This window comes from Brucella pseudogrignonensis (genome assembly GCF_002252525.1).
Lineage (GTDB): Bacteria > Pseudomonadota > Alphaproteobacteria > Rhizobiales > Rhizobiaceae > Brucella > Brucella pseudogrignonensis.
The window spans coordinates 231,869-250,510 of the sequence record NZ_NNRM01000044.1 but is presented as its reverse complement, the minus strand read 5'-3'; the positions used below and the strand labels follow the sequence as shown (position 1 = coordinate 250,510).

The following is an 18,642-nucleotide window of genomic DNA, read 5'->3' as shown; positions in this document are numbered from 1 at the left end:
CCTGGCACTCCGCATAATACCGTTCTCGGCATAATCGACATTGCCGGAGAATACGCGGAAGTGGGGTCCCCTGTCGGACGGGTTTTCGATGCGGACCAGCTTGGCCTTGACGTTGAGGTTGAGGGTCTTGATCGAACCGCTGAAGCCGTTGCCCGTGGAAGCGAAGGTGCCGATGGTAGCCATGTGTCTTATTCCTTTTTTGTTCGGGCCGCGCCCATCGCGACCTCGATGACGGTCGATGGACCGGAGGCGATCGACCGGCACCCACATGGCTGGAACGAAGTGGAAGGCGGCCGGGAGAGACTTTCTTGGTACGCGAGGAATGGCGGCGGAGCCGTCAGGGGAAGAAAGTCTCAAAGGCCGTTGCCGGGACAAGATTGAGAGCCCGTGCAAGCGGGGTCGTCCTTCGGTCAGACCAGTCACATCGAGGACGCAGGTGGACCTGGCCTTTGTGAAAACTTAAATGAAGACCGGCGTTTCCGTCGTCGGCGTGATCCCCGAGGCATGGCGATCGTTCGCAAATGAGCCTCCCGACTTCCAGTCAGGCTAAACAAAGACCTGGACCCCGGCGAGGAATCGCACCCATAGTCCCTCGACCGCAACGAAACCGGGGCTTGGTTCGGAAGTCCGAACGCTAACTTCGCGACATTTCCGGCCAGGCTGACCCACGCGCTGAAATCAAGCTGCGTCTCTGTCGCGCGATATCAGGAAGGCCGCCGGCAACCGAGCATTCGGCTTGCGTTTCACACCGGGTCAGCGTCCGATAAAGGCGCCCGTGCGTGCGGGGGCATCCAGCGGCAAGCCTTGGTGTCCGATCGTGGGTACGACGATCAACCCGGCGGGAACCACGCGAGCGCCGGACCAGGAAAGTGCATCGACCTTGAGGTCGTCATCAGGAAGAACGCCATACTCATCTTTGCCGACCCTGAAGACGATGACCGGTACCATCAGCGTCCGGACGGGACCGCCATCCCCGCGATGGCGAAGCCTTGAGCGGCGGTACGCTTAGTTAGTCGGGCCTCGCAGGAGGTTGATCGGAAGGGTCCGTGGTGGAACAAGGAAATTAAGCCGGCAAGAGCCGGACTGGGCTCTGACGGGAGCTGCGCTGCCGGCACGAAAGCGCACGCATATTCAGCCGCAAACCGTGGGGCTTCTGATGCCGCCATCATCGGGGTCTTTGCGAAAAGAGGTGATTCCTGTACCGACGATATTGCCACGCAGTGTCACCCAGACGAGTTCCTCCGCATTTGGCGAACAATGAACTAGGACACCACGGCGGCCACCGCGGACCTGATTGGGCTGGCCGCCCGATTTGATCCGGAAAGTTCGGGGCTGCACTGCAGTAGTATGGGAGATAAGCATGTGAGCAAAGTTCGAAATCCGACACTCCGACAAGTGAGAAGTGACTTCCTCCTGCAGGTTGGCGCTATAGTTTTGTATTAACAGCCGGGGCGTGTATATTGCATTGTCCCACTCAGCTTGGGTAAGCAAAGGGTAAACTGATACCCCCAATCATTCGCGTATTTCTTCTGGCCAAAACCAGGATACAGCGGCCCCATACCGAAGAGTGCAATTGCACGGCAAAAGAGAAGTTCATCATGCCTCCCATCGCCCGAATTGTTGTTTGGAACGCTAAAAAAACAATGTGCGATCCTGTTCTTTACTCTCTCAACAATAAGTAGTTAAGGAAAATGGCAAGCAATATAAGCGAACGGTTACAGAACCAAGCGCTCCCTCTTTTTGGCATCCAGGAAATCCTGGAAAAGCCGCTCGTTAATGAGACACCACAGTCGCGCATTAAACAAATCGGTATGTTAAATGTTCTCTATGTGATGCATCAGGCACATGAGCCTTTAACGCTTGCATCTGTTATAGAAATTACAGGTATGACACGTGGTGGAGTCCTGGAGACCATGGACAACCTCGTTGAGCGCGGCATTCTGACACAAACGATGGGAAAAAACTCCCTCGGGCGCGGAACAGCCAGACAGTTTGGGTTCGCAAAAAGCGTTTTTGAACGACTTATATCCAAGAATGAATAGTTTAATTACTATCCTTTTTCTGGTTTGATCAGGGTTGTGGGGATTATCAGGTTACAGGGGAGGCAACCATCGGCGCACTCTTTCCTGAATGACTCGGGCAATGATCTAAAAGGGATATGGATAAAAACTTGGACTTTTTTTACGGCAAAGTTTCAGGACGGTTTACGTAACCGGGTGGAGCGCCAGTTGATATCATGATGCGTTTCTAGCTAAACCATCATATCCAGCAATCACCTTCGTTGATAAATTGCTTGGGCGTGTTGGACCAATCACGCAGGTAAAACAGTTCTTTCTCCAGCCTTCCTAAGAACAATAGCCGACCCGGCGAGCGGTGGTGGGCAAAGGAATTTATTGCGCTCCAGGCCCGTCATCGGACCGGAAACAGTGTCTACGGCTGCATCGAGCACCCTAATCCGGGATATGGAATTCAGTGAGATCGGTCAGCCACTTATTATTAACCGACCTCAGTTATATTCCACGTTTTCGTCCGCCCCTGCGCGGTGAGTTTTCGGCATAAGTCAACACTCTCGCCATCAACCGCCGCAATAGGTCCGAAAACATTCGTGCGATCTATAGCGTTTCCGTGACCTTGCTAAGGTTCACTGGTGTGTCAGGATTTAACCCGCGGGCCTGTGCTACCTGTTCAATGCATCGATAATAAGCCCCCAGTCCGACGATCGGATCCAGCAAACTGTTGCCGGTGTAAGCTGTGCGAATGGTTTTTTCCGGCACAAACCCTTCACCAATTGCCACGACATCCGCCCCCAGTCCGACCAATCTTTCAACAGCCTGCCGGCTTGCATTATAGGCTTCATCCTGATTGAGGAATGCCAGGATCGGGAAATCACTGCGGACGAGGCGGATCGGGCCGTGCATCACTTCAGCGAGCGAAAATGCTTCTGCATGGATGCCGCAGGTCTCTTTGGCTTTCAGAGCTGCCTCCAATGCCACCGCAAAGCCGGTTCCGCGCCCAACCGCATAGATTTCATTGATGGCTGCGAGACGAGAAATCACAGCGGGATCGATGGTTGAATGGGTCGTCAGTTCAAGCGCTTCCGGCAATCGTGCCAAGGCGCGGTCAAGCGACTGATCCTCCGTAATCGCCGCCGTAACGGCCGCTAGCGCCGCTGCAGCCGCGATGCAGGATTTTGTCGCTGCAACACTTTGTTCCTTGCCGGCGTTAAGGTTCAAAACAATATCGGCATCGTTGGCCAGGGGACTATCGATCACATTGACCACTGCAACGGTCACGGCGCCTCCCTGTTTGGCAGCTTTCTGCAATGCCACGATGTCTGGGCTCGCGCCCGATTGCGATACTGTGAAGTGCAAGCCGTCCTGCAATTGCAGGCGGGCATTGTAAACAGAGGTGACCGAGGGGCCAATCGACGCCACAGGCAATCCAACACTGATTTCAAACAGATACTTGAAGAACGACGCAGCATGATCCGACGATCCACGCGCAGCCGTTGTGAGCACGCGTGGGGCGCGCTGCCGGAAAATGCGCTTGATTTCGTCGATTGTCGCCGCTTCCGCGCTCAACAGGCGAGAAACCACGGATGACGCTTCCATCGTTTCCTGGCGCATAAGAGATGTCGTAGCCATTGAAACCCTCATTTGAAAATTTAAACTTTGTGGTGGTTTAGCCTTGCAGGGCGGAAGCGCCACCGCGAGCCTGAACCGCGAGGCTGCCACGCTGAACCCCAGCCTCCAGGCAGTCCAAGGCACAGCGTCCATCAATCCACCGATCAATGAAGCCAGCATTAAAGGCATCCCCAGCGCCGGTGGTGTCTATAACCTCGACCTTTTCCGCAGGGAGGTGCATGGCCGTATCCGCCACACGGACCCATGCTCCCTCGGCCCCAGCTTTCAGTGCGACGACGGGAAAATGTTGCGACAGGATGTCGAGTGCTTTGCTGGCATCCCTCTCGCCCGTCAAAGCTTCTGCTTCTGCGCTGTTTGGCAGGAAAATATCGACGCCCGCGCAATTTTTCAGGAAATCAGCGCTATAGATCAAAGTCTCGTCCCAGCTCGGATCGAGGGACACGGTCAAACCGGTCGATTTGGCTTCTTTGATCAGATCGGGAATTTCATGCAATGTGGCATATTCAGCGATATGCAGGTGCTTTGCACTTTCCCAGCGGAGCGCCTCTTCAAGTGTCGATGGCTGTGCTGTTCCCGCGCGACGCGACAGAAATGCACGATCATCTCCGATAACGCTCGCCACCGTGACTTGTGGTCCCGCCTCATCGGACACTTCCAGGAAACGCAGATCGAGACCTTCCATTGTCAGATCGGGCATCAAGCCCTGTGAAAGGCTGTCTGTTCCCAGCCGCGCGACCAGGGCAACCGACCGACCCACATGGGCGAAATGCGCGGCGGAAATGAACGCCCCCCCTCCGGCGACGATTTTCATATCAGCCGCGAATACTTCGCGGCCTGGCTGTGGCAATGCTTCCAGACCTGTGAAAATCAGGTCGCAATAAATCCGTCCTATGCTCAGGACCGCAGGCGTTTTGAACGTGTTTGACATTATAGACGACCGAGGCTCTTTTCTGTCTTGGCATCGAACAGATACAGGCTGCCAACCGGCGCAGAGACGCGCAGCGTTGCGCCAGACTTTGGCACGGTTTTTCCCGGTGCTGTCGCAATGATCGCGGCGCCATCGACATCAAGATGGACAAGTGTTTCCGATCCCAGGGGTTCGACAGCCGTGACAATGCCTTGGAGGGATATCCCGCCAGCCGTGCCGTTTTCATCCACCGTCAATTCATGTGGCCGGATACCGATCAGCATGTCGCCATCACCAGCAAATTCCACGGTCTCGCCGCTGCGGCGGCCCTTGAGAAGGTTCATCGACGGGCTGCCGATGAAGCGCGCGGTAAACACATCCACCGGATGCTCATAAAGCTCTGTCGGCGTGCCAGTCTGTAGAATATGGCCATCGCGCATCACCACGATGCGATCAGCCATCGTCATCGCTTCGACCTGATCATGGGTCACATAGACCGTGGTGGTCTTGAGACTCTGGTGCAGGCGCTTGATTTCGATGCGCATCTGCGCACGCAATTGCGCATCAAGATTGGACAAGGGTTCATCAAACAGGAAGGCTGACGGATTGCGCACCATGGCACGGCCAATCGCCACGCGTTGACGCTGTCCGCCGGACAACGCCGCTGGACGTCGATCCAGATAGGCTGTCAGTCCCAATGAGGTACCAACCTCTTCGATACGTCTGGATTTTTCCGCCTTGGAAAGTTTTGAGGTGTAAAGCCCGAAACCAATATTCTGGCGCACGCTCATATGCGGATAAATCGCATAATTTTGAAATACCATCGCAATATTGCGTTGCTTCGGATCGCGTTCATTGACCACGTCGCCGCCTATTTTCAGCTTTCCGGCGGAAATATCCTCCAGACCAGCGATCATGCGCAGCGTCGTTGATTTACCGCAGCCGGAAGGGCCAACGAAAACGACAAATTCTCCGTCTTCGATCTGCAAATCGATTTCGCGAACCGCTTCGACCTTGCCATAGCGTTTGACAAGTTTCTCAAGTTCAATGGTTGCCATTAACGTGTCTCCGCAACTGCGCTGAATTTCTCATCAAGTTCCTGATTGGCTCTGCCTTCATAAGCTTCGTGCTCTGCAGCGCGTGCCGCGAAACCGACAACATCGCGCTGGTAGCGAGCGAGTGCTTCGCCCATCGGCTGCGGTGCCGGACCGCCCAGGCGGTCACGGACCGCAACGAAATGCTGCGGTGAAACCAGTTCTTCAAATTTTGCCCGATCAAAGCTTGGTTCGCGCCTGGTCGCTTCACCAAATGCCGCAAGGAAGGGCGCAAAGCCGTCCTTCTCCAGGCCGCCGCCCTGTGCCACCACCGCGCGCGCCACGCTTGCGGCGATCTCGTGCGCCTGACGGAAGGAAAGATCCTCGATCCGCACCAGCGAATCCGCCAGTTCCGTGATGGTAATGCAGGAGCGACGGATATTTTCCGCAACGCGGGCGGGATCGATGCGGATGGCTTGAATGAATGCGGCCAGCAGATCCAGAACGCGCCCAGCAGACGTGAAAGCCTCATAGCCCATCTGCTGGGTTTCGCCCTCACTGTCGTTCATATCCGTGAAGGGCGTATTGTGCATCACATCGAGCACGGTGCGCGCACGCCCCATGGTCTGGCTCGACAAATGACGCATATGTTCAATCGGCACCGGATTGCGCTTTTGCGGCATGATGGAGGAGATCTGCACAAAGGCGTTCGGCACATAAATCTGCCCGACTTCAAAGCTCGTCCAGAACTGGAAGTCCTGAATGAGCCTTCCCAGATGAATGAACATCAGTTCCAGGGCGGAATAGGTCGAGGTGACATAATCAACTGCGGCGATACAGCTGTAGGAATTCTGTAAGGGGGCAGCAAAGCCCAACAGCTCCGAGACGCGCTGGCGGTCGATCGGAAAGCCGGAGGTGGTGATGGCTGCTGCCCCCATCGGAGACTGGTTCACAATCGCGCGGGCGGTTTCCAGCCGTTCGATATCCCTGATGAGGACTTCGGTCGCCGCAGCAAGATAATGCCCGAATGTGGTTGGCTGTGCCGGCTGTCCATGGGTATAGGCAACGATCAATGTTGTCTGTTCGCGTTCAACAGCCGCAACCAGCACGTCCAGCAAATGCCGTGACTTCTTCAACAATTCATCAATGCGCTTTTTCAAGCCGAGTTTGAACAGCGTATGGTCAATGTCGTTGCGTGAGCGTGCGGTATGCAGACGCCCTGCAATATCGGCACCAATCCGGGCCTTTAGTTCTTTCTCGATGAGGAAGAAGAAGTCCTCAACCTCCCCCGTATAGCACAATTGCGCCGGATTGATTTCCTGATCAATGGCTTGCAACGCACCGGCGATCTGTGCCGCCTGATCGCGATCGAGAATGCCGGTTTCAACCAGCATCACCAGATGGGCGCGATCAATGCGCCTGAAACCATCGACATGGTGCGTCTTGGCTCCGTCGAACAAAGGGCGCAACACGGTTTCTTTGTAGATCGGATCTGGAAAAACACTGCTGTCGGTTAATTTCGGATCAAGCTCGGACATGGTTCAACCTTTCAGACCTGCAAGCATGACGCCCCGCACGATGTAGCGTTGTAGCAGCATGAAAACGATCAGCGTTGGCAGGGTGGCAATAGCGGCCCCGGTCATAATCATTTCCCATTGGATCGATTGTTCAACGGCGAAGCTCGAAAGTCCCACCGGCAACGTATAAAGTTCAGGGCTGGTGGAAACGATCAGCGGCCAGAAAAATGCCGTCCAATTGCCCAGGAAAGTAAAGATCGCCAGAGCAGACAGAGCCGGTGTGACCAGCGGCATCGCAATTTTCCACCAGATCTGGAATTCGTTGAGCCCGTCCACGCGCGCGGCCTCGAGGAAATCATTTGGCACGCCTTCAAAGAACTGCTTCATCAGAAAGGTGCCAAAGGCTGTCATCATGCCGGGGAACATGATGCCCCAATAACTATCCAGCCAGCCAAGTTTGCTCGACATTAGATACCACGGGATGACCAGCATTTCTGTCGGGATCATCAAGGTTGAGAGGATCGCCAGGAAGATGAAATAGCGGCCCCGGAACTGAAATTTAGCCAGCGTATAACCGACAAGACTGTCAAAAAACACGTTGGACGCGGTCACGACCACTGCCACGATCATCGAATTCATGAACCAGCGCAGAAAACGCCCGTCGGCAAGAATGGTGGCATAGTTCTGAAGCGTCGGTTCGGCGGGAATAAGTCGAAGATCATAGACCTGACTGGCGGTTTTCAACGAGGTGGAAAACATGAATGCCAGCGGCGTTACCATGATCAGGCCGCCGATGAACAGCAAAGTCCATGTGACGATCCGCCCGGGCTTGAGATGCTGGAATGGGAGAGGTTTGGTTTGGACGGTCATTTCTTTTCCCTCAGAATCCAGAGCTGCAGCAGGGATACGCAAAGCAGAATGATGAAGAGGATGATGGTTTGCGCAGCCGCATAGCCCATCGCATAGGATGAGAATGCCGTCTGATAGATCATCAGCACGAGAGGTTTGGTCGATCCCAGTGGCCCACCAGGATCATTGGTGGTCATATTGTAGACCTGATCAAAAATACGCAGGAAGCCGATTGAGGAGAACACCACCAGAAACACGGTGGTTGGCTTTAGCAACGGAATGGTGATTTTGCGCAGGATCGCCCATTCTCCGAGACCGTCAATGCGCGCCGCCTCATAGAATGTGCCGGGAATGGCACGCAAGCCCGCCATGAAAATAATGATCTGGAAGCCAAGTCCTGCCCAGATTGATGTTGCCATGATAGCATAAAGCCCCTGATCAACCGAGCGCAGAAAGCCTTGTTGCGGTAGACCGAGAGAACTCAGGATATTGTTGATGAAGCCAATTGGCGCAGGCTGATAGAACCAGCGCCATACCCATGCCATTGCTGCGGCTGTGGTCAGATAGGGCAGGAAATACAGCGCACGAATGAAGCCGTGCATCAGCCTGATACGGTCGAGATAATAAGCGATGACAAAAGCCAGAACCAGGCTGATAGGCGTGCCCACCAACAGGTAGATGAAGGTGTTCTTGAACACTTTCCAGAATTCGGGATCGGCAAACAACTTCTGATAGTTGGCGATACCGATGAATTCCGGCGGGCTCATCAGATCCCAGTTGGTGAATGATAACCAGAAAGCCTCAATCGTCGGATAGAAGCGGATGACGCTATAGAAAAGAATGGGCAGAGCCAGAAAGCTCCATACCCAGATCAATCGTCTGGTTTTCATCGACAGGCGATCTGTCAATCGCGAAGCGAAAGCTCTGCGCGCTCCATCGTCGGGTTCAGCCGTCATGGTCATAGTATAAATCCTTCGGCCAGCGATGCTCTGCATCCACGGTCGCAAGCAATTGCTTTCGACTTCGAGCCTTGTTGTTCAAAACAGCGTGAAAGCTGATGAAAATCGGAAGCGGGCGGCCGTGACAGCCGCCCAACCGAACCGCATCTACTTCGCAGTGTCCAGAATGGCCTGTTCAGCCTTGGCAGCTTCATCAAGAGATTCCTTAACCGGCTGGTTCTGCAGGATCACGCGGTTTGACATGTCGACGACGATCTGACGTTGCTTCAATTCATCGGTGAACATGGTGGTGTGGGCATATTCCAGACCTTTGAGGAATGGCCCATAAACCGGATCCGCCAGATTGGCTTGCGTCAAAGCGGCCGAACGACGGGCCGGCAATTCACCAACACCCTTCAGCCAGATTTCCATGGCTTCAGGCGAGGTGATGTAGTTGAGGAACTTCGCGGCTGCTTCCAGCTTTTCGCCCTTTGCCGACGCACTGATGCCATTGGCAAAATAGCTGGCATAGTTTGAACGCACGCCTTCGGCATTGGCTGGCAGCTCCGTCACGCCCCATTCGAAGTCCTTGATGGTGTTGAAGGCTGCCAGACGGAAGGTACCATCCACCGTCATTGCCGCTTTACCGGAACGGAAAGCTGCATGACCTTCATCCATGAATTTCACTTCACCGACCTTATATTTGGTCTGAAGATCGGTGTAGAACTGCAAAGCCTTTTCACCGGCAGCGTCGTCATAGGCAACCTTGCGATAATCATCGCTGTATGGCTTGCCGCCGAACTGGCGTACCAGCACTTCGCGCCACCAATGCAGATCCTGGCCCGGCATATCCAAGGTGATGCCTTCGCTCAACAGATTGCCGGAAGCATCGCGCTTCGTGGCTTTCTGCGCATAGGCCAGCAACTCATCCAGGTTTTTCGGTGGGTTGTTGGGATCAAGGCCCGCTTCTTCAAAAAGCTTCTTGTTGTAAAACAGCGCCAGAGATCGCACAGCGGTCGGCAAGCCGTAATATTCATCGCCGCGCTTCATTGCACTGACAATCGGGAAGAATTCGCTTTCGATCTTGTCATGCGGAAATGCGTCCTGCGGCAGCGGCTGCAGAATGCCTCCTGCGGCAAACTTGTCGAGCCAGCCGTAGAACAGCTGCATGACCTCCGGACTTTTGCCCGCCATCTTCGCAGCAATGACACGGGTCTGATAATCGTCGTAAGGGAACGTGACCTGTTTGACCTTGATGTCAGGATTGGCTTTTTCGAAATTTTCGATCAGCTTGTCAATCGTCTTGACGCGCGATTCAAAGACATATTGCCAATATTCGATTTCAACTGCCTGTGCGGCATTGATTGCGATTGAGCTCAAACCGGCCACAAGACCTGCAAGCAGCAACTTACCCATTTTCATAAGACCTCCCATTGCTCAGCCCCTATGGCGCCCGAGCAAGGCATGTGCAGGTCAATGACCTGCCGGTTCCACCATCGCTGCGTTCTTCGCAGCATCCTCACCGTCGACTGATCGGCACACTGCCATCAATGTCGGCAGAGCGACTTCGCCCCAGCGCTAGGCTTCTATTTTGCGACACATTTGTCAATAAGATAATTTAGTTGAATTAATATATTGCTGTTAAAAGTCAGCTGCGCTATCAAATTTGAAGCATTCGGGAGAAGGTATGAAATCGAAGGCGACAACTTCACCAGCTATAGCGCATGCGGACACGCAACCGATCACTCTTGGTAAAAATCCTGAGCGAATCCGGGACCATAATCGGCGTGTCGTTCTGGATGTCGTTCGACGTCATGGCCCGGTCGGTCGCATGCATATCGCCCGTTTGACGCATCTGACTGCGCAAGCCATCGCCAATATTGTCGATGAATTGGTCGCGGAGAATTTTCTGATGCAGCTTGGGCGATTGAAGACAGGACGCGGACAACCCCCTATCCAATTTGCTGTCAATCCATCGGGAGCGATGACCATCGGGATCGAAATGGGTTCGACCCATATTGTGACAACGGTTCTCGATCTGTCAGGCGTGCCACGGAAACAGCAAGTGCATCTGATGGGTGATACGCGTCCAGACGCGCTCTGTGCTCAGCTTCGCATCGAGATTGATCGGATCAAAACAGAGTTTGATGCCCGTCTCCTCGGAATCGGTGTCGTGATGCCGGGGCCTTTTGGTATTGAGGGTATGACATCGGTCGGCCCGACCACTTTGCCGGGTTGGGCGGGCATCGATGCTGCAGATGTATTGAGCCAAGCCTTCGCAGAGCCGGTTATCGTCGAAAATGATGCCAATGCCGCAGCCGTCGGCGAACGCCTGTTTGGCGCGGGGCGTGCCGTTTCAAACTTCGCGATGATCTATTTTGGTGCTGGCATCGGCCTTGGCATGATCCAGGATGGTGCGCCCTTTCGAGGGGCTTTCGGCAATGCCGGGGAAATAGGACATATCTCCATCGTGCCTGGCGGGCGGCCGTGCTCCTGTGGCCAGCATGGCTGCCTGGAAACCTATTCCTCGGTGCATGTTCTCAAGGAAAGACTATCCAATGCTGGGCTTTTCGATGTCAGCTTCGACAAGCTTTCGGAACTGTTGCGCGACAAAAATCCCGTGGTCCTGGATTGGATCGCGGACGCCGCGAAACATCTCGCGCAGATGATCGCAATCATCGAAAATATTCTGGATCCAGAGACCGTCGTTTTGGGCGGAATGCTGCCTGACCCTTTGATCGATTCACTCATCCTGCATATGGATCAACTTCCTATCTCTGTCGCCAATAGAAATGGCCGGATGCTGCCGCGTGTGCTGCGCGGACAGACCGGGCAATTTACCGCAGCGCTCGGAGCGGCATCGATGCCAATGTTTGAGGTCATGACACCGAAGCTCGATACCAATCTATAAGCGCGCACCCGTTGAGACCGGCGGAGCGATGCATGAAACGGCCTGGCAATGCCGCCGCGATCAAATTCTTTTCGCCGGCCATGCGCGTTGGTACAAGACTTTCTGGCATCCTCTCAACCTAGCGGTCCGCCATAATCCCCCCTGAACCTATCGATCAAGCGCTGTGCAAAAGTCAGCTGCCAGCAGATCCGCTGGGTTGAGCTTATCAGTTCAGGCATAGGCCTCAGCAAAGAAAGGCTGGAGAAGGATTCCTCAGGGATTGGAAACTCGAGATGAAACCAACCATTGCGAAAGCCCGCTTTGAGTTTCGGCGATTGGTTTTCCTTGGCGATCGCCACGAAAATTTGTCTGACTGCGGGGCTGAGAAGTTGAGAGACGCTTGCACCCTTGTCCGCGTGAACAGAAAAGACCTGATCAAACTGCGGATCACCGGTTTGAACACGCTGGTCCGATCTCAAGGCGTCTCTGGTGATCGTGTCAAACAGGCTGCTGATGGCGGCACGAGGGATAATTTCCAGACAACCGACAAACTTTAGAGGAACGGAGATTTCTATCAAGTAATGATAGCTTGGCGGTCTTCTGCCAGCACTCTTGTTCAGACGAGGATGAAAGATCGACTGCTCGCTGCAACGATAGGAGATGCCACGATAAAGTCCTGCTGTTTGCCAGGAGGTAGACTTGGAACCGCTTGAGGAGAACTGATCCTTCAGCCACTGCTCGATATCGAGCGCTTCCCACCCGGTTGAAAAACACGTCTGCCCGAACGAAGCGGCAATCTGAGGTGCAACGAGCTTTAATGCGCGCATACGCCAAAGTCGATTGGAACATTCCCAGCATAAACCTGCGATCATCAACGCTGCCACATAAGGCCCAATAACCGCGACATTGAAAAGGCTGAGTTGCGAAACCTTGGCGCCAAGCGCAAAGGCGAGACACAGACTGGCGGATAACGCCTGCTTGCGCGTGCTTTCTGCCGTCTCCAACAGGTGAAGAAGCGCTGTTTGGTCAAGGTGATCAGAAAAAGGGGCGGATGGCGGATCATCTATCGCTTTTGTCATAGCGGCTTCCTATCTGATTCTCGGCATTTCCGCATCGCGCCCAAGGCCTATCACGTCTCCGAGATCTCGCGAACGTCGCATGGAAGCGGGCTTGGTTCTTCAGCGCGCAATTCCCCAGGACCTTCGCCATATAACGTGCAGGAAGGCAAAAGCCCTGCGGCTTTTCTTTCCGGCTTTGCACGTCATCGGCAATCAACCCGCAGCATAGACCCTTTATGCTTCACGCATGAAACAGCGATAGCTTGTCTCAGGTTTGCTCGCAGCCGGCCTCCCCCGCTCCAATCAAGCCATAACGCCGTCTTGCTCAGGATGAATCTATGATGATAGATTGGCGGTCATTGCGAACTATTGTCATCCCGGGCCGATCGCAACGACCTTGCTTGTGATGCTTTGAAATCCGGGGCTTTCCCAGCCATCGATGTTGTGAAACAAAATGCGCTATTAGATTTCATTTACCTGCTTTTCCCATAAATTAACAAAGCCATAGTGAATTAAGCAATACTGTCAGTTAATGCAGCGTTCATCCCCTTCTCCCGTTCATTGAGACGGTCCTCTAATGACGAGCAACTGATAAAGCGCATTTCTCTATGTTTTGCCCCAGCGATCAGACCGGACGCAGAGCCGCGATCATCAGGCTTGCTATAATTTCATTCCGGGTTGCGTTTTCACCTGCACATTGTCGTCTGCATCTGTTTGACGGGATCCATCAGAAGCAGTTTTGAAACCGACAAATCGCTGATCCTCGCTTTATTGAGGAGAAACCGCAAATAACCACCTGCTGACTGGATCCCAGCAATACGCTGCAGGAGCCACGCAATGATCGCAGAGGTTCTCTCCTGCCCTAAAAACAGCTGCGCCTCCCGATAGACGGATTGCGCAATCCCCAGAAAGCTCGACACGACATGACACGCATCGCTTAATTCACGCCAGGACCGTATCGGTGTGGTGGCATAATCATGAATGTCGGGACAGGTTCGTAGAACGAGATCCAATGAAACATCGACATTCTGTAGACGCGCCTTGGCTGGAATGAGACCAGGCTGCGATGATTGAACTGGCTCTTTCTTAATATCAAACAAATTCTCTTTATTAGTTTTAAGAAGAGATTCAGGTTCTGATTCAATATGTTGCCGCTCAATATGAGCATGATTGACGCTCAATTCTTCTGCATCATCGTTAAAATTCATGCAGTTAGCTATTTCGCCGCGAAGAACGGACAATTCGTTGAAGATCGCGTCCAACTGCTCGCAAGTCGCACGGCGTGGAATGCGATCAACGATAGCCCGGTATTGATCATGATAGGCCTGATGGACATCGCCCTGCTCCAGCAGTTCGGCAGTGTCGAGAAGCTGCAAGCAATCCCTGCGGCAGAGCGTTAGACGCTCCCTGGTGCGCTTTAAATGCTTGGCGTCGGCGACAATGGCCTCAGCAACTTTGGCAATTTCCGAAGCCCGTTCCAGCAATGGAGCAACGGAAAAGCCAAAGGCTTCCTCAATCTCTCCGGCATCTGTCTTATGGGCGTAACGTTTGCCGTTGGGGCTGTCGCGTCGGATTATCAGCCCGGCATCAAGCAGTGACGCAAGATGACGGCGCAGCGTTGATTCCGGCATGCCATGCGCCCGTAACGCGAGTTGCCGGTTCGATGGAAACACCACCAGACCGTTTCGGGCACTCAGTTCATTTTCCGGGTAAAAGGACAGCAAGGCATTCAACACAGCAAGGCAACGATCATTGATGCCGAATGTCGCCTTGGCGATGCAAAGATGTCTATAGACCAACCAGCGATTGACCGTCCCGGTAGGGGAAACTTTCTGGCTAGCAAATTTCATTTGGGCAAACGAAGCCCCTCGCCCACGAAACGTGGACGTGACATTCTCCTGAATGTGCATTTACCTTCACCTTTCTCAAGGCAAAAGAAATCTGCCCGCCAAATTGACGCCTAACGCTCTTGACAGTGATTCATGGAAATGCGATTCTCTAAGCGACCAAACTTGAGGAAGGCTTCCATGACGGCAACGTTATCGGGGGCCTTTTTCTTTTGCTGTTAATCTCCGCTGTTTTGCGTTCTTGCAGTTTTATACTCTTGGTAGAACCGATCCATATTCCCTGACAGCCAGTCACTGAACGGCCGCGCTTCTGCGCTGGTCAATTCAATCGCCACGCTTTTTGGCTTCTGTTTCATGGAAAACCGCACCGATTTATCATCGGAAGCCCAGGATTTCTCAATCACCGCTTTGGCAGGTGCTTTCGCTGTCGAACGGGCACTATATTTCTTCAGATAGTCGTGCAGGGCGTCGAAACGGTCTTCTTCTGGCAATGCCATGAAGGCTTCGGAGTTGATTTTTTCAAGCGCGATATTCAGATAGGCCGGATTGAGAATGAGCTGGCGCAGCGACAGCCATTTATCACGACCGATCTTCTTGGAGGCACCCAAAGCCATGGTCATCGTCAACGGGATCGTCTCGATGACGCTGAGCATCTTTGACAGCAGCGCATCGTCGATACCGATGGCCGACTTGACTGTCTCCTTCGTCATGCCGCTGGAAAGCAGGTTCTGAGCGAAATAAGCCCGTTCAATAAAAGAGAGATTGGAACGAGCCGAGTTTTCCTGTCCCTGCGCGATGGCCGATGCCACATCATCAAGTTTCTTGACGACCGCCTTGACCTTCACCCCCAAATTCATCGCAACGCGTGCACGGCGATGACCAAACACCACCATATAACGTTCGGAATTACGCGGATTTGGACGCACCAGAATAGGCGAGGTCTGGCCATGATCCCTGATTGCCTCTTGCAGGGCAAGAAGTTCGGCATCTTCGTCCGAAAGCCGGTCGGAGGCGAAAGAAACGTCAAGCAATTGCGGCTCAATCTCGACAATCGTCTCGCCATCCATAAGACGCTTGGTGTTTTCTGCCATTTCCTCGATTGAGCGGACAACGGTTTTAGCGGCGCCGGTCATACCATAACCGCTCTTTGCCGCAGGGCCAGTGCCGCTAATCGAAGAAAGATCAAGGTTCGCAAAGGGGTTCTTACGCGACATGGATGATGTCCTCCAGGCTCATTTTGAATAAGTCTCTGAAAATAGGAGAGAATTTACCAAAAAAAACGGCTGACAAATTCATCATTTCCGTCCCCAGGTTTGATGGATGAGTTCTGCGACCTCACCGTTGGAGGCATTGAGGCTTTCCATTGCGCGTTCATAGGTCGACCGCACAAAATCACCCTTCTCGACCTCATAAAGGGTCTGCTTCTTGATCGACGCGTCTGAAATCGCTGTCGACTTGAGAACGTGGTTCCGCAACATGTTCTGAGCAAACATCGATTGCATGAAACCAACCATCTGCGCCTGCGGGATGTCTGTGGGTTCAAATCTGGTAATGAGATAGCGAAACCATTTGACCCTGATTTCAGCGCCGGCGTCTGCAACCGAGGTCATAATACCGCCGAGCATCTGCAAGAACTGCGACATCGACATGATATCGAGCATTTGCGGATGGATGGTGATGAGGATGCCGGTCGATGCCATCAGAGCGGTAATTGTGAGATAGCCGAGCTGGGGGGGGCAATCGATGACTACAACATCGTAGTTGTCTTCGATTTCCTTGAGCGCATTGACGATCCGAAGGTGAAACAGCCGCCCCTCCTCGCCCTTTCGTCCAGAGATGGCAAGCGGAACGTCATATTCATATTCCTGGAGCAGCAAGTTTGCCGGAATGATATCCAGATTGGGAATGTTGGTTGACTGCACCACATCGGCGATCGGCTTCCTTTCCTCGTCAAAACGCAAGGCTTCATAAAGCGAGGCAATTTCGTCGAGCTCCGGCTGGATCCCGAAAAGCGATGTGAGCGAAGCCTGCGGATCGAGATCAATCGCCAGCACCCGGTGCCCGGTCAAGGCGAGATATTGCGCGAGATGTGCCGATGTCGTTGTCTTGCCGGAACCGCCCTTGAAATTGACCACAGAAAGAATCTGCAGCGGCTCGTTGGCCTTGCGGCGCGGCAGATAGATCCTCTTGTCGGATTTCTTGTTTTCTTCAAGATAGGAGCGCAATTCCAGCATCTGCTCTGCGCTATAGTACCGACGACCGGAAACCACCTCGATTTCGGGACCTTTGCCTTCGCTGTGCAACTGCCGCAAATGCGATTGCGTGACGCCAATCAGATCGGCGACCTCCGGAAGCTGAAAGCGACGCAGGGTCTTCCGTGCGTCAGGCGGATATTGTTGCGTGCGCAACATGTTGAGCGCACCGGAAATCTTGGCGCCCTGACTGGCAATTTCGTGGTCGAAACGGTTCGCATTGTGTTCGTTCATTTTTAGAACTAATGTCCTTGCTTATGACACTTTCGCAAAAAAGCGCCCGGCATTCATATTTTCGCAACTATAATTCCGATTCTGCCCGCTCTGCAAGGAGTTTAAGGTTAATGAAAGATTAACGCTCACCCGACAATCGCTTTCTATCAAATAATGTCTATCGCTTCTTCTGCGCGCGAAGTCTCGTTGGCTTTAAAACCGCTACAACTGCCTTGATAAAAGCCGCGCTATTTTTAGTGCTGACGTCCGCTACCTCTCTGCGCCTGGCGCTTCCCTGGCGTAAAGAATCCGTTTGTTGGTCAAACAATCTTTGTTCTCGAGAGATAAACGCGCAGCGCCGGTGATCGATCGCCGTTTTAAGCCCTCAATAGGAAAGCTAAGGGAGATTGCTGATTGTGCTCGCTTGTTCCGCTTAAACCCAGCTAAGGCTCATCTGTAAAACTGTCCGCAAATTGTCCTGTCCGATTTAACGAACTGTCATGCATGACACACAATAATACGGATAGGCTTACTTGAGCCGCCAAAGCGTGCCGGGCGGCTCGCCCATACTTGGTCAATTCTAGTAAATAATTGAAAAAAATAGGTTTTATCGCAAAAAGTACGGCTGACAAAAATCGATGACGCCGCGGAGTTGCCTGTAAGTTGCCGCAGCCTCTAGAATTATCCTTAGTTGAGGCTCCTATAGAGAGGGTAGTGCCGCTCGATTGGTCGCCCTTGGCTAGTACCTATTGAAATGCCTCGTCTCGTTCGAGAGGATTGAATGTAACCGCACCTCTCAGTTTGGCCAGGACCGGTTATTTGGTGAGATAAACTCTGTTACACAATTGATGTCAGTAAGAGTCCTTCTCTTATGAGTTCAAAAATTTGTTCCTAAGCGCTGTTGGAAAATTTGTGGACCTGCACCCGGGTGCTGTGACGGCACAACCAGGGTTGCTAACCTCTAGCTTTCGCGATGCCCGTCCGCTACGCTGTTTGGCACTGTTATTGTAATAAGAAGCCTGTTGAACGGAGCAGTGGCGGGATTACTCCATGGCTTACGGCCTGGAATGTCGCGATTGGCGGCTTCGGTCGCCAGCACGCAGACCATGTGCCGAAACTTATTTGCGTCAATGCCCGCGATGTGTGCGCGCTTTTTGACGATCGCATTCATGGCAATTGGTTCTTACGCCCGTGTGGATACATTCCCCAGCGATCAATTCTGCCAAACACGCTGCTATTTTCAATCGTTGCCGCTTCAAGCCAGCGCGTAGTTGCTTCAACGTGCCTCCCGGTCAGGTTACGGTATCATCGTAATCGACCCCCGGTCGTTTTGGTGAAACCGAGGTGAATGCCGAGCTGGTGGAGGCGGAGCCGTCTTCCACGGTGACAGGTGCCTGCTCGACAATTTCTTCTGTTCGAATACTTGCTATTTTGGTGCAACGACGACCACCGTAGGCAAATGCCATCGTCAGCGCTGCCGGCCTCGAATGCCG

General features: G+C 53.3%; 17 protein-coding genes. 2 read left to right on the top strand and 15 right to left on the bottom strand.

What is annotated here, in order from left to right; translation table 11 throughout:
• The coding region (locus tag CEV34_RS21155; RefSeq protein ID WP_143853460.1) for a DUF736 family protein at window positions 1–183 on the bottom strand (183 nt) is incomplete at its 3' end.
• A 570-nt stretch (window positions 184–753) separates the two neighbouring features.
• Window positions 754–948 carry a hypothetical protein gene (locus tag CEV34_RS21145; protein WP_007881646.1) on the bottom strand — a complete coding sequence of 65 codons (195 nt, stop codon included), beginning with the start codon at window positions 946–948 and terminating at the stop codon, window positions 754–756.
• 743 nt (window positions 949–1,691) lie between these two features.
• On the opposite strand from CEV34_RS21145, the gene CEV34_RS21135 reads away from it, so the two are divergent.
• Window positions 1,692–2,042 (top strand): hypothetical protein, encoded by a 351-nt coding sequence (locus tag CEV34_RS21135; protein ID WP_064322902.1) that lies wholly within the window; start codon window positions 1,692–1,694, stop codon window positions 2,040–2,042.
• A gap of 570 nt (window positions 2,043–2,612) precedes the next feature.
• Here the strand turns inward: CEV34_RS21135 and CEV34_RS21130 are convergent.
• The 7 genes from CEV34_RS21130 to CEV34_RS21100 all read right to left on the bottom strand — a co-directional run bounded on the left by CEV34_RS21130 (window position 2,613) and on the right by CEV34_RS21100 (window position 10,305).
• A complete protein-coding gene (locus CEV34_RS21130; protein WP_007881649.1) occupies window positions 2,613–3,644 on the bottom strand; it encodes an SIS domain-containing protein in 1,032 nt (343 codons plus the stop codon).
• Between the two features lie 37 nt (window positions 3,645–3,681).
• The gene (locus CEV34_RS21125; protein ID WP_007881650.1) at window positions 3,682–4,572 is read right to left on the bottom strand and encodes a carbohydrate kinase family protein; all 891 of its coding nucleotides are present in this window, start codon (window positions 4,570–4,572) and stop codon (window positions 3,682–3,684) included.
• Entirely contained in the window at window positions 4,572–5,609 is a 1,038-nt protein-coding gene (locus tag CEV34_RS21120) for an ABC transporter ATP-binding protein (protein WP_007881652.1), read from the bottom strand. The genes CEV34_RS21125 and CEV34_RS21120 overlap by 1 nt, the downstream gene beginning before the upstream one ends.
• The gene (gene argH, locus CEV34_RS21115) at window positions 5,609–7,123 is read right to left on the bottom strand and encodes an argininosuccinate lyase (protein WP_094544457.1); all 1,515 of its coding nucleotides are present in this window, start codon (window positions 7,121–7,123) and stop codon (window positions 5,609–5,611) included. The genes CEV34_RS21120 and argH overlap by 1 nt, the downstream gene beginning before the upstream one ends.
• Window positions 7,124–7,126: 3 nt before the next feature.
• Window positions 7,127–7,972: a carbohydrate ABC transporter permease gene (locus CEV34_RS21110; protein ID WP_007881658.1), complete on the bottom strand. Its 846-nt coding sequence runs from the start codon at window positions 7,970–7,972 to the stop codon at window positions 7,127–7,129.
• Entirely contained in the window at window positions 7,969–8,841 is an 873-nt protein-coding gene (locus tag CEV34_RS21105) for a carbohydrate ABC transporter permease (RefSeq protein ID WP_162699603.1), read from the bottom strand. The genes CEV34_RS21110 and CEV34_RS21105 overlap by 4 nt, the downstream gene beginning before the upstream one ends.
• A gap of 216 nt (window positions 8,842–9,057) precedes the next feature.
• Entirely contained in the window at window positions 9,058–10,305 is a 1,248-nt protein-coding gene (locus CEV34_RS21100; protein WP_094544466.1) for an extracellular solute-binding protein, read from the bottom strand.
• A 271-nt stretch (window positions 10,306–10,576) separates the two neighbouring features.
• Between CEV34_RS21100 and CEV34_RS21095 the strand changes: the two genes are divergently transcribed.
• Complete coding sequence (locus CEV34_RS21095) at window positions 10,577–11,800, top strand: ROK family protein (protein WP_007881675.1); 1,224 nt, start codon at window positions 10,577–10,579, stop codon at window positions 11,798–11,800.
• Window positions 11,801–11,913: 113 nt separating this feature from the next.
• Here the strand turns inward: CEV34_RS21095 and CEV34_RS21090 are convergent, their stop codons facing one another.
• The 6 genes from CEV34_RS21090 to CEV34_RS27135 form a co-directional block, all read right to left on the bottom strand.
• Entirely contained in the window at window positions 11,914–12,606 is a 693-nt protein-coding gene (locus CEV34_RS21090) for a DUF3137 domain-containing protein (protein WP_210199589.1), read from the bottom strand.
• Between the two features lie 917 nt (window positions 12,607–13,523).
• Window positions 13,524–14,747: a plasmid replication protein RepC gene (gene repC, locus CEV34_RS21085; protein WP_064322907.1), complete on the bottom strand. Its 1,224-nt coding sequence runs from the start codon at window positions 14,745–14,747 to the stop codon at window positions 13,524–13,526.
• A gap of 155 nt (window positions 14,748–14,902) precedes the next feature.
• Entirely contained in the window at window positions 14,903–15,898 is a 996-nt protein-coding gene (repB, locus tag CEV34_RS21080; protein WP_007881679.1) for a plasmid partitioning protein RepB, read from the bottom strand.
• A gap of 81 nt (window positions 15,899–15,979) precedes the next feature.
• Complete coding sequence (gene repA / locus CEV34_RS21075) at window positions 15,980–17,170, bottom strand: plasmid partitioning protein RepA (RefSeq protein WP_007881680.1); 1,191 nt, start codon at window positions 17,168–17,170, stop codon at window positions 15,980–15,982.
• Window positions 17,171–18,110: 940 nt separating this feature from the next.
• Window positions 18,111–18,320, bottom strand: coding sequence for a hypothetical protein (locus CEV34_RS27140; protein WP_094544455.1), 210 nt, complete (start codon window positions 18,318–18,320; stop codon window positions 18,111–18,113).
• A gap of 121 nt (window positions 18,321–18,441) precedes the next feature.
• A complete protein-coding gene (locus CEV34_RS27135; RefSeq protein WP_179253606.1) occupies window positions 18,442–18,615 on the bottom strand; it encodes a hypothetical protein in 174 nt (57 codons plus the stop codon).
• Between the last annotated feature and the right edge of the window lie 27 nt (window positions 18,616–18,642).

Bases quoted from the DNA above. Each gene is read 5' to 3' on its own strand.
- CEV34_RS21145 (WP_007881646.1), bottom strand. From the start codon at position 948: ATGGTACCGGTCATCGTCTTCAGGGTCGGCAAAGATGAGTATGGCGTT.
- CEV34_RS21135 (WP_064322902.1), top strand. From the start codon at position 1,692: ATGGCAAGCAATATAAGCGAACGGTTACAGAACCAAGCGCTCCCTCTT.
- CEV34_RS21130 (WP_007881649.1), bottom strand. From the start codon at position 3,644: ATGGCTACGACATCTCTTATGCGCCAGGAAACGATGGAAGCGTCATCC.
- CEV34_RS21125 (WP_007881650.1), bottom strand. From the start codon at position 4,572: ATGTCAAACACGTTCAAAACGCCTGCGGTCCTGAGCATAGGACGGATT.
- CEV34_RS21120 (WP_007881652.1), bottom strand. From the start codon at position 5,609: ATGGCAACCATTGAACTTGAGAAACTTGTCAAACGCTATGGCAAGGTC.
- argH (WP_094544457.1), bottom strand. From the start codon at position 7,123: ATGTCCGAGCTTGATCCGAAATTAACCGACAGCAGTGTTTTTCCAGAT.
- CEV34_RS21110 (WP_007881658.1), bottom strand. From the start codon at position 7,972: ATGACCGTCCAAACCAAACCTCTCCCATTCCAGCATCTCAAGCCCGGG.
- CEV34_RS21105 (WP_162699603.1), bottom strand. From the start codon at position 8,841: ATGAAAACCAGACGATTGATCTGGGTATGGAGCTTTCTGGCTCTGCCC.
- CEV34_RS21100 (WP_094544466.1), bottom strand. From the start codon at position 10,305: ATGGGTAAGTTGCTGCTTGCAGGTCTTGTGGCCGGTTTGAGCTCAATC.
- CEV34_RS21095 (WP_007881675.1), top strand. From the start codon at position 10,577: ATGAAATCGAAGGCGACAACTTCACCAGCTATAGCGCATGCGGACACG.
- CEV34_RS21090 (WP_210199589.1), bottom strand. From the start codon at position 12,606: ATGCGCGCATTAAAGCTCGTTGCACCTCAGATTGCCGCTTCGTTCGGG.
- repC (WP_064322907.1), bottom strand. From the start codon at position 14,747: ATGCACATTCAGGAGAATGTCACGTCCACGTTTCGTGGGCGAGGGGCT.
- repB (WP_007881679.1), bottom strand. From the start codon at position 15,898: ATGTCGCGTAAGAACCCCTTTGCGAACCTTGATCTTTCTTCGATTAGC.
- repA (WP_007881680.1), bottom strand. From the start codon at position 17,170: ATGAACGAACACAATGCGAACCGTTTCGACCACGAAATTGCCAGTCAG.
- CEV34_RS27140 (WP_094544455.1), bottom strand. From the start codon at position 18,320: ATGAATGCGATCGTCAAAAAGCGCGCACACATCGCGGGCATTGACGCA.
- CEV34_RS27135 (WP_179253606.1), bottom strand. From the start codon at position 18,615: ATGGCATTTGCCTACGGTGGTCGTCGTTGCACCAAAATAGCAAGTATT.